The 13,974-nt window shown below is 46.0% G+C and carries 13 protein-coding genes; 5 read left to right on the top strand and 8 right to left on the bottom strand.

The window, feature by feature from the left end; translation table 11 throughout:
- Positions 1-155 precede the first annotated feature (155 nt).
- The 4 genes from QUA36_RS00810 to QUA36_RS00795 all read right to left on the bottom strand — a co-directional run bounded on the left by QUA36_RS00810 (position 156) and on the right by QUA36_RS00795 (position 3,773).
- Complete coding sequence (locus tag QUA36_RS00810; protein WP_333454959.1) at positions 156-1,190, bottom strand: patatin-like phospholipase family protein; 1,035 nt, start codon at positions 1,188-1,190, stop codon at positions 156-158.
- 84 nt (positions 1,191-1,274) lie between these two features.
- Positions 1,275-1,904 carry a methylthioribulose 1-phosphate dehydratase gene (mtnB, locus tag QUA36_RS00805; protein WP_333454957.1) on the bottom strand — a complete coding sequence of 210 codons (630 nt, stop codon included), beginning with the start codon at positions 1,902-1,904 and terminating at the stop codon, positions 1,275-1,277.
- Between the two features lie 248 nt (positions 1,905-2,152).
- A complete protein-coding gene (locus QUA36_RS00800; RefSeq protein WP_333454955.1) occupies positions 2,153-2,974 on the bottom strand; it encodes an HAD-IB family phosphatase in 822 nt (273 codons plus the stop codon).
- The gene (locus QUA36_RS00795) at positions 2,946-3,773 is read right to left on the bottom strand and encodes a Crp/Fnr family transcriptional regulator (protein ID WP_333159760.1); all 828 of its coding nucleotides are present in this window, start codon (positions 3,771-3,773) and stop codon (positions 2,946-2,948) included. The genes QUA36_RS00800 and QUA36_RS00795 overlap by 29 nt, the downstream gene beginning before the upstream one ends.
- A gap of 356 nt (positions 3,774-4,129) precedes the next feature.
- Between QUA36_RS00795 and QUA36_RS00790 the strand changes: the two genes are divergently transcribed.
- A complete protein-coding gene (locus QUA36_RS00790) occupies positions 4,130-4,981 on the top strand; it encodes a DALR anticodon-binding domain-containing protein (protein WP_333454954.1) in 852 nt (283 codons plus the stop codon).
- 34 nt (positions 4,982-5,015) lie between these two features.
- Here the strand turns inward: QUA36_RS00790 and QUA36_RS00785 are convergent, their stop codons facing one another.
- Entirely contained in the window at positions 5,016-5,165 is a 150-nt protein-coding gene (locus QUA36_RS00785) for a hypothetical protein (protein WP_333454952.1), read from the bottom strand.
- A 189-nt stretch (positions 5,166-5,354) separates the two neighbouring features.
- On the opposite strand from QUA36_RS00785, the gene QUA36_RS00780 reads away from it, so the two are divergent.
- Entirely contained in the window at positions 5,355-6,884 is a 1,530-nt protein-coding gene (locus QUA36_RS00780; protein WP_333159764.1) for an MFS transporter, read from the top strand.
- Between the two features lie 153 nt (positions 6,885-7,037).
- Positions 7,038-7,166: a hypothetical protein gene (locus tag QUA36_RS00775; protein WP_333159767.1), complete on the top strand. Its 129-nt coding sequence runs from the start codon at positions 7,038-7,040 to the stop codon at positions 7,164-7,166.
- A gap of 159 nt (positions 7,167-7,325) precedes the next feature.
- Here QUA36_RS00775 and QUA36_RS00770 read toward each other — a convergent pair whose 3' ends face one another.
- From QUA36_RS00770 to QUA36_RS00760, 3 genes are all read right to left on the bottom strand, one after another.
- On the bottom strand, positions 7,326-8,486 hold the full coding sequence (locus QUA36_RS00770; RefSeq protein ID WP_333229677.1) for an ATP-binding protein: 1,161 nt from the start codon (positions 8,484-8,486) through the stop codon (positions 7,326-7,328).
- The gene (locus tag QUA36_RS00765; protein WP_333107926.1) at positions 8,483-8,854 is read right to left on the bottom strand and encodes a response regulator; all 372 of its coding nucleotides are present in this window, start codon (positions 8,852-8,854) and stop codon (positions 8,483-8,485) included. Before QUA36_RS00765 ends, QUA36_RS00770 begins: the two co-directional genes overlap by 4 nt.
- Before the next feature lie 441 nt (positions 8,855-9,295).
- Positions 9,296-10,759 carry an ATPase domain-containing protein gene (locus tag QUA36_RS00760; RefSeq protein WP_333454949.1) on the bottom strand — a complete coding sequence of 488 codons (1,464 nt, stop codon included), beginning with the start codon at positions 10,757-10,759 and terminating at the stop codon, positions 9,296-9,298.
- 97 nt (positions 10,760-10,856) lie between these two features.
- On the opposite strand from QUA36_RS00760, the gene QUA36_RS00755 reads away from it, so the two are divergent.
- Together QUA36_RS00755 and QUA36_RS00750 are read left to right on the top strand one after the other, a co-directional pair.
- A complete protein-coding gene (locus QUA36_RS00755) occupies positions 10,857-12,200 on the top strand; it encodes an FAD-binding oxidoreductase (RefSeq protein ID WP_333454947.1) in 1,344 nt (447 codons plus the stop codon).
- 258 nt (positions 12,201-12,458) lie between these two features.
- Positions 12,459-13,868 (top strand): heterodisulfide reductase-related iron-sulfur binding cluster, encoded by a 1,410-nt coding sequence (locus QUA36_RS00750; protein WP_333454945.1) that lies wholly within the window; start codon positions 12,459-12,461, stop codon positions 13,866-13,868.
- Positions 13,869-13,974: the final 106 nt, after the last annotated feature.

The raw sequence follows: 13,974 nt of genomic DNA, 5'->3' as shown, positions 1-13,974 counted from the left end.
ATCCTACAGCAATTATTGCACGATTTGTCAACATATATTTTCAGTCTGCCTGCCCTGCAGTTGGTGTGCTATACCTTTTGAGATTTTAGATTGGCACTGATTGATTCTGTGGTAATCATCACTTATTTCCAAATCTAAAATCTATAATTCTAGGACTACTCCGCAAGTAATAAGTCGATAAAGTTATCCAACTGTTCATTATATTCTTCCGCTTGCTCCTTGCCAATTCTCAGCAGGTCTGATATTTTCTCTTCCGAGGCATCATCAATCTGCAGCGGTTGTTCATGGCTCAAATCGGGAGTAATTCTCAAATATTGATTCGGTCTTTCAACCGCATCATAAATCTGGATGAGTTGATAATTTACAGTTTCCGCAACTCCCGTCATCATGATATTAATTAAAGGCTCAACCCACTCAACTTGACCCCAATTTTTCACTTCTTCATAGGGGAATTTTTTCTGAGCTTCTCCTGTCCCCAGCGATAAAATTACCATATCTTTTGCTGTCGGGCTTTTGTCGAGGCTATCGTCAGGAATACTGAATTTATTTCTAACTTCAGCATAGGCACAAAGTGCCGGATTGTTGGCGAATACTCCCCCGTCAATTAAAGCGTAGCGTTCGTTAGTCAAAGAGTAAATTTTTGGAACTTCAAAATATGAGGGAGCGGCAGATGTGGCTCTGGCGATATCTCTGATAAAATAGTCTTCGGCTGGATATTGTTGAGCATCTATTTGATCGAAAAAGTGAGCTTTTCTTCTTTCGATGTCGTAACTGGAAATCAAACAAGGTTTTAGCAGTTGGCTGAGTTGGCAATCTCTAAAGTTTTCCAAAAATAATTTTTCTAAGCGATCACTCGCATATTTCTCATCTATCAAACCATCTAGAGATCTGACTTTTTGCCAAAATGAAGTCTGAAAAACGTCACGGCCACTCTTAATCGAAAAATTAACAGCGTCTTGGGCAGCCCACAGAGGCCTGCTAGGATTTTCGGCATCTGGACACAAATAGATGCAAGTTAAAATTCCTCCCGCACTCGTGCCGGCGATTAAATCAAAATAGTCAGCTATTCTCGCATCTGGGTTGCCACTTTTTTGTTGCAGCTTTGACTCAACGCTAACTAAAATTTGCGCGGGAATAATTCCTCTAATTCCACCTCCATCTATGGATAAAATTCTGGTATATTTAGCCATAATTGTTGCCTATTCTGAATATTTTCTCGTTTCCTAATCTCAAATACCCAACCCTCCGAATCGATGCACCGCTTAATCTAAAATCTAAAATTTCAAATCTAAATTTAATTGGCTGGCTGCGATCGTATAGCGAAAAATGTATTCTACAATTTCTACGTAACTGTAGGCGGCGGCTGGCGAGTCTGCCCAGACTGTGATGCCGTGATCCCGAATTAACAAAGCGGGTACAGAGGGCGCACAAATGGCAAAGAATTCGCAAATTTCCTTGGCTATCTTAGGGACTTCCAAATAATTTGTAAAGAGGGGTATAGACACTTGCGGGTTTTCCTCCCACACCCCCAAACCTTTCACCATTTCGATCGCGGGTAAAGGCACTGCATCTCCTGCTGTTAGCCGAGAAACTAAATTTGCCTCAATGGAGTGGACGTGATAGCAAGCTTTAGCGTCTGGAAAACAATTGTAAACGGCTAAATGAATGCTGGTTTCGGCCGAAGGGCGGCTGTCGGGAACAGGTTGCTCGACAATAGCGCCGTCTGAGTTCATTCTGATAAAATCTTGTTCAGTTAACTGCCCTTTCGCGCGGCCGCTAGCAGTAATCCAAAAGCTGCCATCTGGTAAGCGGGCTGAAAGATTGCCAGCAGTCCCAACCATCCAACCGCGATCGTAAAAATGTTTGGCTGCTGCAATTAAATCCGATCTCAAATCGCCACTCATTGTTTACAAATCCTCAGTTTTTAATCTACTTTTTACTTTAATAGGAATTGCGCTGGCTTATCTAAACGTAGGGTAATCCGTGCAAAGCTCATATCAAATTGGGTCGCATCGGACTTATCTGCACGGGGGCGAGTTTATTATATTGTTTATTATGGGCAATTATTGTTGGCTCACGGGCCCCTACAAAATTTAACATCATACAATACCGATGCAAACAGAATTTATATTACCTGAGAAAGGCGATAGTTTCAATTCCATTTTTGGGACAAATTTTCCAAAATGTCAAAAAAATTATCCCATTTAGTATAAGGCTTTTGCTGTTCGTCTAGATACTCGGCAAGCCGATCGCGCGCAAACACCGACGAAGCCTGCAAAGCCATATTAAAATCCGTCAGCGAATCTCCGATCGCCACCTGTTCTTCGGCCGGGTGCTGCGCCATCACCCGCACCTTAGACACCAGTTCCTCATCTCCTTCAAACTCAGAATTGACTTGCAAACGAGGGCCACTAGCGTCCACATCCACAGCGTAAATAACCCTCGCCCGGTGTACCAAATCGCCCATTACCGTCTCTACCATGACCCGAAGACCGCCGGACACGATCGCAAAATCTACCTTTTTCTCGTCCAAAAAATCCAGCAATTCCAACAATCCCGGCCGCATCAGCCTTCCCCTAGAAAATTCCACAATTTCCCCGTAACGTTCCGAGGGAATAGACTCTAGTAACTGCCGCACTCCCGATCGCAAACTCAGCCTTCTAGCGTATATTTCAGGCATCAGTTGAGACGACAGTTCCGGTGCGAAATGCTTGAGCATTGCCACAAAAGTTTCTTCAACAGTTATCGTGCCGTCAAAGTCGCAGAATACCACCCGTTGCTGATTATTCGGGATTGAAGATTTTTGCTTGTCATCGGTCATTGTCAGTCGCACCTTTGGAGAACGGGAAAAGTTTACACAATTCATCGTACACTGTCGAGCGATCGAGCGCGACTGCCCAAAACTAATAGTGACGCGCTGTTTGTTGGCAATTTCCCGCAGGATTTTATGCAGATTCTTCGAGAGAATCTTCATCTTCCAGGGAATCTTCCAGGGAATCTTCCAAGGAATCTTCCAGAGAATCTTCCAGGGAATCTTCTACGTCCTGCTTTTGGTTTTTTGTCTTTTGGGGGTTAGACTTAGCCGGCAAACAGATTAAATTATCATCCTCAGTATTAATCAAACCTTTCGATCGCAACTTACCCATCAGTCGCGTCACCGTCACCCGCGTCGAGCCAATTGCACTGCCAATTTGAGCGTGAGTCAAGGCCCAAGGCAGCCGGTAGCCCCGAACCACATCCGGTTCGTCGTCACCTACGTAAGGTTCGCCGAACTCCTCGATCAACAAAGTGAGAAATCCCAACAGTCGGTCGATCGTCCGCCGCTGTCCCAAAGTGCTCAGCCAGAGAAGTTTCCGCTGGTGTTGGTAGCGAAACGCATCCAAAATTTCCCTGCGGAAGTGAGGCCAATTATCCAAGTCATGCCAGTACATCCACACTACGTGAGTTTGATCGGCGTGGGCGTAAGCTTGGAGAGTAAACGGAGACTGAGCAACCAGTTCAAAGGGCTGGCCTGCGCCGACGAAGCCCAAAAAAGCTTCTTCTGTAGTTTTGTCAACGGATTTCGACTTCGTCGCCGCAGCGCTCACTTGAGCGCTGCCTACGAGCCTCACAGAACCCTTCTGGACTAAATACAGCAGTCCGGGTCTTGCGGGAATCCGCTCGTCTTTGCTAAAAGTCCGGCAGCGGTAGTGTTCCTGGGCCCAGTCGATAATTCGCTGCCAAGTGATAAACGGTCGATCGATAGTCTCTAGAGGTGTGGAAGTTGATTGCATAAGTGAGGCTCTGGGATATATTTTATCAGTGAGAAAAACAGCTTCTGCCAGCAGTGCGATACAAAGTGAGACAACCAACCCCCGATCGAGCTTGCACGCTTCTTAACTGTGCTGACTTTTCTTAGTTTTACCGAAAAATTTAATGTAGCAAAAAATACATCAAAATGGTAGATTTCAGCAAAAAATTTGTCGTAAATTATTGTATATTTAGCCCAAAAATCCCTAGAAAGCTGATTAATTCGATGTAGCCCCGCCTGGGGAAGCCGATCAACTATCTCTGACATCAGCAGTTTAACGTACAAGAACAGTGCAAGCGGTAACAGTCAACCGTCGCTGTTACCGTAGGATCAGCCGATATGGATACAGCAAATATCTCGCAGTGCCCGGAAGTTACAGTGAAGTGTTTCTTGCTTTCAAGGTTCCAAAGGGCGATCGGCCAGCAGGGGACACTAGGGGAAATTCCGTTAAATCGGAGTAAAGATAGCGCGCGGGTGCTGTACGTGTCTGCGATCGCCCTGAAATTGGCTAAAACTTGGCAGCAGACACCGCAGACAATCGCGGCACAGTTGGCCGAAACTCTCGAACCGCTGTGCTACCCAGATTTCGCCGTTAAAGTAGCGCCGGCGGGAATTATTGAGTTGGAGTTGACTGATCCAGGTTTAGCCGTCTGGTTGCAGCGTTTAGCTCAAACGCACCTCCCCCTTCCAGAATCTCGAATATTATCTCCTGTTGTGTCAGCCGATCGACTGTTTCCCATTCAGTACAGCCACGCGCGCTGCTGTTCCCTGCTGCGAATGGCCCACCGCGATCGCATCATTTCGATCGCGCAGCCCGATGTCGCTACAGCGCCGCAAATTTGGTTCCTGGCGAGTCCAAATCCTATCCCTTGGACTGACGAGGGCGATCGACTGCGGTTAGTGCATCCAGCCGAATGCAATTTAATTTCGCAACTCTTAATAGTGCTTGACTATTTATATCCTATTTTTGAGGTAAATAAACGCGAACAACCTGTCAATTATTTCAAATTAGCCAATAGTTTGAGCGAAGCATTTCAGATTTTTTACAGCCAGTGCCGAATTTGGGGAGAAGTTAAAATAGAACAGCCCAAACTCGCCCAATCTCGATTAGGTTTAATATTAGCAACTCAATCTTTGCTGCGATTTATCCTAGAAGAGTTATTGAGCACCCTTGCTCCTTTAGAACTTTAGATTTAATCCTTATTATTTTTAGCAACATTTTTCCTTACTCAGAGGTGGCTTTTCGCAAGTTCCCTTGACTTCTTCCATCGGAAAATTTTTCTATTTTATCTGGATCGCGATGAACCATACAGTAAGCTAATGTCGCATAGAAAATTTCTAAAAAATTAGCTATTTCTTGACAATTTTGCCTCACTGCTTAATAAAGTTAATTTCTTTTATCTAAGTTGGGTCGTCTTATTTTATTTGATTTCTTGAAGTAATCTTTCTTTGGGGTTTTTAGACTGAGGATTTTTACCTGACCTCTATGGCTGTGCTCCTTAAAATACTTAATCTTATATTATACAATTAAGCTGCTACGCAGCTTATCTATTGGCTATCTAGTATGCTCGAAAAACAAGAAGAATACAGCTTAGTAGGAACGAATCCTCTCCCTCTTCAGGAAGAAATCCAAGAGGATATAGCCTTACCAGAGACGGTACTTCTGACCAATCGACCTCTAAAACTTTCCAAACCGGAAACTCGGTCAAGCCTCAGAGCCCTAACTTTGGACGGTGTATTTGCTACGCTTTTTTACAGCATCATCGGCGGCGCGTTGCTCAGTAATTTCTTGCTCGATTTGGGGGCTGGTCCAGTCGAAATTGGTATGCTCTCCTCCATTCCTCAATTGGTAAATTTGCTCCAACCGTTCGGAGCTTATATAGCAGACCGAACACAAAGCCGCCACTGGTATTCGTTCTACATTTTCGGAATGTCGCGACTGCTGTGGCTGATTCTCGTGCCAGCCCTGTGGTGGGGAGGCTCATTTCATCTGGCCCGACATCAGCTTGTGCAGTTGACATTGGCAATCATCTGGGTAACTCAAGTCTTAGAATCTTTAGGTCGGGCTTCCTTCTTGAGCTGGTTGGCGGCGTTAGTACCTCAGCAGTTGCGCGGGCGGTATTTTGGCTTTCGCAATAGTGCTGTCAGCTTGACGAATCTCATTGGTGTGCCGTTGCTGGCTCTAGTGGTATCGAACTGGCCCGGTGGGAAGCTCCAAGGTTACAGTGCCATCTTGGTTTTAGGAATTGTACTTGGCCTCATCAGTCTAGGTTGTCAGTTCTTTATGACCGATGTGAACCCAAAGCTTGTACACGTCCATTTAGATACAGGCGAAAAATCATCCACAGGGACAATTTTTAGCTTTCTCAAGGAAGCCAATTTTTTAAAGTTTTTGCTTTACTCTGGTCTATGGAGCTTTGCCGTTAACGTCAGCGCGCCCTTCTTTAATCTTTACTTGCTGGATGACCTAAATATAGATGTCAGCGTGGTAACGCTCTATAGCAGTTTAGGTGCTGGTGCTAACTTGCTGATGCTGGTTTTTTGGGGGAAGCTGGCTGACCGGGTTGGGAATCGCCCGATTATGCTAGTAGTGGGAGTTTTGGTGGCTCTGACCCCTCTACTCTGGCTAGAAGGTGGAACGGCTCCAATTTTCCTATGGGTCTGGTTCCCGCTGTTGCACATAATCGGCGGTGGGACGTGGGCGGCGATCGACCTGTGCAGTGGTAATCTGATGATGTCGGTGGCACCGCTGTTGAATCAGTCGATATACTTTGCGATCGCGGCCGCGGTTCCTGGTGTCACTGGGGCAATGGGAATCACCGTAGGTGGCTTTCTCGCCACTTTGACCAATCTCGGTGGCTTGCCAGGGGTGTTTGCGCTCTCAGCCGTTTTACGACTCGTGGCTCTCCTGACGTTGGTTTTTGTTCACGAGCACCGTTCTGTGTCTTTAGGTAAGTTTTGGCTGCTCTTGTTGCCAGCTTGGTGGAGAAGAGTGGCGATTGAACCTGGAGACATCAGGTTTCAACCATTAATAGTTGAACAGTTGGACTGTCCACCTGAAAGCTCATGCGATCGCTCTTCAACTCTTGATTGATTGTACGGCACAAGAGTCCGAAAATAATTCCTAAAAGAGTTCATTAACCATTTTTAAAGTGTTAAAATACTCACTCAGATAATCTCAGATGTGACGGTTGTTGGCTCGCGTTTTTTCAGAAATATAAAGTCTGGCTACTCGGATAAGTTTTGAATGGTATCTAATTATTTTTTGGGTGCGTTCAACATTTTTTACGATGCCGATCGAGCTTTGAGGAACGATCGCCAATTCTCCGGCTGGTTGATAGCTTCTGGAACGACGATGCTAAATTTCATCAGTTGACCAGCGACTGTTAATGATTCTTCACATTCTGGCGTTGTAAAATAGCGAGAGTTTTATTCAGCTTTTTGAGGATACATCTCAGGGTCACACTACCAGGTAGAGTCTCACCGGGGCGTCAAATCCATCGATGAATATCCCAATATAATGCCTGCATCTAGTTTAAGGCGTTGTAGGCGAGATTTGATTTTTTTCAGGTTTGGCGATCGGCAGCGTTACTATAAATGTACTGCCGACGCCTTCTTCACTGGTCAAAGTAATTTCGCCACCGTGCAAGTCCACGCATTTTTTAACAATGCTCAGCCCCAGTCCAGTACCGGGAATTCGACCGACATTTTTAGCCCGGTAAAATGAATTAAACAACCGTCCTTGGTCTGCTACAGGTATGCCAATTCCTGAATCCTGTACCGAAAAAATAGCCTCATTTTTAGTAAGTTTTAATTCAAAAATAACTTCGGTATTTGGGGGAGAATACTTAATAGCATTGGACAGCAAATTGCCTAGAATTCGCCGGAGCAAGCTTACCTCCAAACACGCCATAGCGGATTGATAGGGATTGACAAAAATCAGCGTTACCCGATCATTTTCTGGTTTCAACTTCAGGCTGCTATGAAATTCCCCTACCAACTCATTACAAAACTTTGCTAAGTCTAGCGGTAGCAAGCAAAACCCGGCTTGTCCTGACTCAACACGCCCCAGCAGCAAAACATCATCTAATAACAAATCTATGCCTTTTGCCGCTGCTTGAGTTTTGTCTAGAAGTTCTTGTTTTTTCTCATCTGTTAATGTCAACTTGTACTTGGTAAGAAGTTGTGTAGTGCCGATGATGAAATTCAAAGGATTGCGAACATCATGGGCAATCATGTACAGCAAAGATGTTTTCATCTCATTGAGCTCTTGGGCTGTTTGCAGAGTGCGATCGAGTTGGTCGTGAGACAATTTGAGAGTTAAAGACAACTGGCGCGATCGCAGCAAAATCTCCACCCGCGCTTGCAACTCTATCTTCTCGATCGGAGCGATAATCAAATCGTCAATACTTTGCCAAATAAATTGCGTTGCCATCCCTACATCCGAGCGGGATGTAATCAAAAGAAAAGGCAAGCATACCGGGTGTTCTGCCTGTTTTTGGGCGGCAACCCATTGCCAGTGGCGTTTCAGCGAAATACCGTCAATTATCGCCAGGTCAAAAGATTGATTAAATGGTAAAAACTCCTCACTATTTTCTGTTGAGTTTGGCAGCAATACCTCATAGTAAACAGCTAGCCATTCTAATAACAGGCGGCGATTTTCTTTCTGTTCGACAAGCAATAAAATTTGACTCACGCAGATTCTCCTAGCAAGCTGTGAACAATTCCCAGCAAATCTCTAACGATCAAAGGTTTTACCAACATATTCCGAGCCCCGTGGCAGAGGCTTTCGTGCTGAATGGCAGCGCTTTGTTTGGGCGAGAGTATCAGAAAAGGGATTTGGTGATTTCGCAGTTGTTCGCAGCACTCCCAAATCCGGCGATCGAAACCAGAAATATCTACTAAAGCCATCCCGATCCTAGCAGGCTGACTGATAGCTTGTGCAACATCTTCAAAGTTATAAGCCGCGATCATCTGGTATCCTTCTTTATTGAGAAATTGTGCTAATAGTTCCAAGTTTCGCTGATTGCGGTCTACGGCTAAAATTATTGAGTTGCCAGTCATTTATCAGCTTCCTGTGAATACGGGTTATACCATTTTAGATTTTAGATTTTAGATTTTACAATGGCGAGTGACTGATTATATATGGGTTGGGAGGTGGCCTAAAGTTGGCTTCTTTTTTTATCTGGTATTAGCTTACTTTTCGGCGAGGGATTACATCGGTTTTCACTTAAGTGAAGTACAGATGATCTGACACAGGACACGGCCGCGTACCCTGTGTCCCTACTGTATTTCATAGAATTGAAAACTACACTACGATAAAAGTCGAAAAATACACAAATTTACCAATATATTTAAGTTTTCTAGGACTTAGGCTAGTGGTAAGGTGCGCGGTGCGCCCCCTACAGCTAGTGGTGAGGTGCGCGGTGCGCCCCCTACTCATTAGTAGATTCACGACTGCAAAATTAGCTGCACTTGCCCAGAAACAGCAGGACAAACCCCGATTCAATCTTCATCCGCTCCCCCCTCAATCCACACCGGCGCCGAACTCAAAATGCCGCGCAGCCCCCGTATCGGTTTGCTGACTTTGATGCCGTAGCGAGTAATCTCGAGTTCTCGCAGAGTTCTCTCGAAATTGCTGACTCGTTTTTTAATTACTCCGATCGCCTTGCGGATTTCTGTCCTATTATGCAGTTGGCGTTCGAGATAGCGTATAAACAGAAGATTATCCGCCAAATAGCTAATCCCGATCTCGGTCAGCCGAAAATCTCCGCTAATGGCTTCTACCTCATTAATCAAGATAACGGTGACTCCCATATTCTTCAGATACTTGCACAAAGCGTGCAAATTGTTCACCAAATCTTGCCCCTGCATCGAAAGCTGATAGCCAGAAATACTGTCAAGCATCACAATCCGCGTCTTTTCCTGCTCCACCTGGTGGCGTACCATACAGGCAAACTGATCCGGCGAGTACAGCAAAGGTTCCACAGGTATCACGGAAAGACTTCCTTGCCCCATCATCGCTTCAACCGGGATGTTAACTGATTCGCAGCGCTGCAGCAGAGTAGAACTTGACTCCTCAAAAATGTAAACTACCGATCGCTCCCCCCTTCCTGCGGCTTCCTTCATAAACTGAATCCCCACCGTCGTTTTACCCACGCCGCTAGGCCCGCTAATCACCGTCACAGTCCCCCGTTCCAGTCCCCCGTGCAGCAGTTCGTCGATTTCTGGAACCCCAGAAGAAATCGCTTCCGCAACAAAATCCTGTTGAAAGTTGTCCGGAAGCAGTCGCGGAAATACCTCCATACCAGCCTGAGTCAGGCGCAGCGAATGGCGGCCGCTGCGGAAGTTGGATCCTCGCAGCTTGGTGACAGACAGGGTGCGTCCTTCAGGGCGCAGTTCCAAGTAAATTACTCCGTCGCTGATGAATTGCAAATCGTCGTCGGGAGCACTTGAAGTGCCTTCTGAGGTGAACACCACCGTCGCCCCCCCTTCCACCAAAAACCGCAGAAAAGACAAAACTTGCTTGCGAAACTGAAACTCATCCGCAGCTAAGTAGCGAAATTGAGTGATCGCGTCCAAAAACACCCGTTGTGGCTTGACAGCTTGGACTCGTTCGATAATCTTTTGTGTAGTCGGTTCTCGCTCCACCTCCGAGGGCGAGAAAATATCATAAGTCTGAACTTCTGTAAAAAATTCTGAGGATGGGCTCAAATCGAGGAACGCCATCGCTTCAATATCAAAACCGAGAGTTTCGGCATTCGCGCGCAATTGCGCTTCCGGTTCTCCTAAAGTAATAAACAGGGGAGTTTCTCCCAGGGCCACACCTGCTGCCAAAAAGTGAAAGCCCAGTGTAGTCTTGCCAGTACCCGGGCCGCCGCGCACCAAATAAGAGCGTTGAGAAATTAGGCCGCCGCCAATCACTTCGTTGAGACCGGTAATTCCGAGAGAAAGTCGGTTTTGAGACATTTGTTTGTTCATGTTTTGAATATCGGGCCCGTATTAATATTTAATGGTTTTAGGCAGTGTTTTGATAATTTTTTTTACCGGGCGTTTGATAACCTTCATGAAATCTTTTTCTACCGAAAATTACGTTAGCACACAAGAATTAGAAAGTATTGTCGGCACTGCTGGGGTCTGTCTGCGAGAGTACACAGAGGTCTCTTGGCAAGAACGAGTAGAAAAAGCAGTTGCCCCGGGCACGAAAATAGATTGTACCGTTTACCCCAATACTCAGGAAGAACTGGCGGCGGTGATTGCTTGGGCTCGGAACAATCGGTGGGCGGTCTTGCCGACGGGAAGCGGGAGCAAACTCGATTGGGGGGGTTTAGTTAAATTAGACCCCGCCAACCCTCCTGCGGCAGGGGGGATCGCGGCCGTGAGTACCGCGCGTCTGAACCGGCTTGTAGAACACGCTGTGGGCGATTTAACCGTGACTGCGGAAGCGGGAATGAAGTTTGCCGATTTGCAGCTTCTTTTAGCCGCAGCAGGTCAATTTTTGCCGATCGATCCGGCGTATCCGCAACAGGCAACTTTGGGCGGCATTGTCGCTACTGCTGATGCGGGTTCCTTGCGGCATCGCTATCGCGGGGTTCGCGATTTGCTGTTGGGAATGACCTTTGTGCGATCGGACGGTAAAATTGCGGTAGCCGGAGGTCGAGTTGTTAAAAATGTCGCCGGTTACGACTTGATGAAACTGTTTACTGGTGCTTACGGCACATTGGGCCTCATAAGTCAAGTAACTTTCCGAGTTTATCCGCTGCCTGAATCATCGGGAACCGTAGTGCTGACAGGGGAAGTTAATGCTTTGTCCCAAACGGCTCAAATCTTATTATCCTCTGCTTTGACACCAAGTGCCGTTGATTTGCTGTCACCTGAATTAGTCGCAAAATTAGGCTTAGGAAAAGGCACGGGATTAATCGTCAGATTTCAAAGTATCGCAGAAAGTGTTAAACAACAATCAGCCCGCTTACTGGAAGTTGGCGAAAAGTTGGGTTTGCAAGGCACTAGCTGCGGCGAAAATGATGAGCATCAGTTATGGCAAAGATTGCCAGAAACAATGTGGGATTCTGGCAGAAAGTCGGCAATTATTTGCAAAATAGGAATCAGACCCTCGGAAGCTGTAACGGCCATTAACGAATTGCCGGTACAGGACGCTTGGATTCATGCAGGCAGCGGTTTGGGGGTTTTGCGGTTTGAGAATGCGACGGCCCAAACGCTGTTGCAGGTACGCAGAGGGTGCGAAGCTAAAGGCGGTTTTCTGACTGTTTTAGCAGCCCCGACCGACATCAAGCAGCAGTTAGATGTTTGGGGCTATAATGGAAGTGCGATCGATTTAATGCGCCGGATTAAACAGCAGTTTGACCCGGAAAATCTTTTGAGTCCCCATCGTTTTATAAGCGGTATTTAGTTTAAAGTTTATAGTCAGGACTTCAGTTTCATTGGTGTCAACTTAACGTCTTATGTAGTATCGATCTACTGTTTGACGATTAGGCTCTAGATCCCCCCTAGCCCCCCTTAAGAAGGGGGGGACAGGAAATGCTCAAAGTCAACCCCTACTCCCCTTCTTAAGGGGGATTTAGCGGGATATAGACTCAGCTAAAAGCAATAATTATGAAGGGTTTTAGGCGATAGTCACTAGGAACCAAAACAATTAGGTAAGATATATATGCAAACTTCAGAAAAATCTCCCGTTCCCAGCGACGATTTAATACCTGCCAAAGAAAGCAATTTCCTAGCACAAAATCCCCACTTACAAACCCTCGAAATCCCAGGTTTCGACGCCAACAATCCGCCCGATCCGAAATTAATCGATACTTGCGTACACTGCGGATTTTGTTTGTCAACTTGTCCGAGTTATCGCGTACTCGGCAAAGAAATGGATTCGCCTAGAGGCCGCATTTATTTAATGGATGCAATTAACGAAGGCGACGCACCATTAAACGAAGCCACCTCACAGCATTTCGATACTTGTTTGGGCTGTTTGGCCTGCGTTACAACTTGCCCTTCTGGAGTTCAATACGACAAGTTAATTTCCGCAACTCGCCACCAAGTTACTAGAAATCAGGAACGCACTTTTTCCGACAATGTAATTCGCACTCTGATTTTTAATCTTTTCCCTTATCCTCACAGATTGCGGCCTTTGCTTGTACCGCTGTTTATTTATCAAAAATTAGGACTGCCAAAACTTGTCCGCAAAACAGGTTTGCTGAAAAAAGTATTTCCCCGCTTGGCGGCGATGGAATCAATTTTGCCGAAAGTTACTGTCGATTCTTTCCGGGATAATTTACCAGAGGTAATTCCGGCAATAGGTGAAAAACGCTATCGAGTCGGCGTGATTTTAGGCTGCGTGCAGCGGCTGTTATTTTCGCCAGTGAATGAAGCTACTGTGCGAGTTTTGACGGCTAACGGTTGCGAGGTTGTGATTCCTAAAAGTCAGGGATGCTGTGCTGCTTTGCCGGAACACCAAGGCCAAGCGGAACAGGCGAAAGCTTTGGCGAGACAAATGATTGATAGCTTTGAAAATACGGGTGTTGATTTTGTGATTATCAACGCTGCTGGGTGCGGCCACACTTTGAAAGAATACGGTCATATTTTAGCAGATGACCCGGAATATCGGGAGAAAGCTGAGAAATTTGCTGCTAATGTTAAGGACGTGCAAGAGTTTTTGGCAAGTGCGGGAATTACGGCAAAACTCAATCCTTTGATTGAGGGAGATTTGACAATTGTTTATCAGGATGCTTGTCATTTGTTGCACGGGCAAAAGATTAGTTTGCAGCCGCGTCAGTTGCTGCAACAAATCCCTGGGGTGAAGCTAAAAGAACCTGTGGATGCGGCTTTGTGCTGCGGTAGTGCGGGGGTTTACAATATGCTTCAGCCGGAAATTGCTGATGAATTGGGGGTGCAAAAGGTTGAGAATTTGCTGAATACTGGGGCGGAGTTGATTGCTTCTTCTAATCCGGGTTGTTCTTTGCAAATTAAGAAGCATTTGGAGTTGCAGGGAAAGGAAGTTACTTTAATGCACCCAATTGAGCTTTTGGATTATTCGATTCGCGGGGTGAAGTTGCTGAGGAAGTAGTTTTGTAGGGCGGGCGGTGTCTGCCCTATTTTCTATGCTGAATGAGATTTTTTTTTGATGAACCGCTGTATTGAGAAAGATCGCACTTTGGGCTGCTGTACTGGCA

The sequence above is a fragment of the Microcoleus sp. Pol10D4 genome, from assembly GCF_036701555.1.
Lineage (GTDB): Bacteria > Cyanobacteriota > Cyanobacteriia > Cyanobacteriales > Microcoleaceae > Microcoleus.
This window is presented reverse-complemented; position numbering and strand designations above follow the sequence as displayed.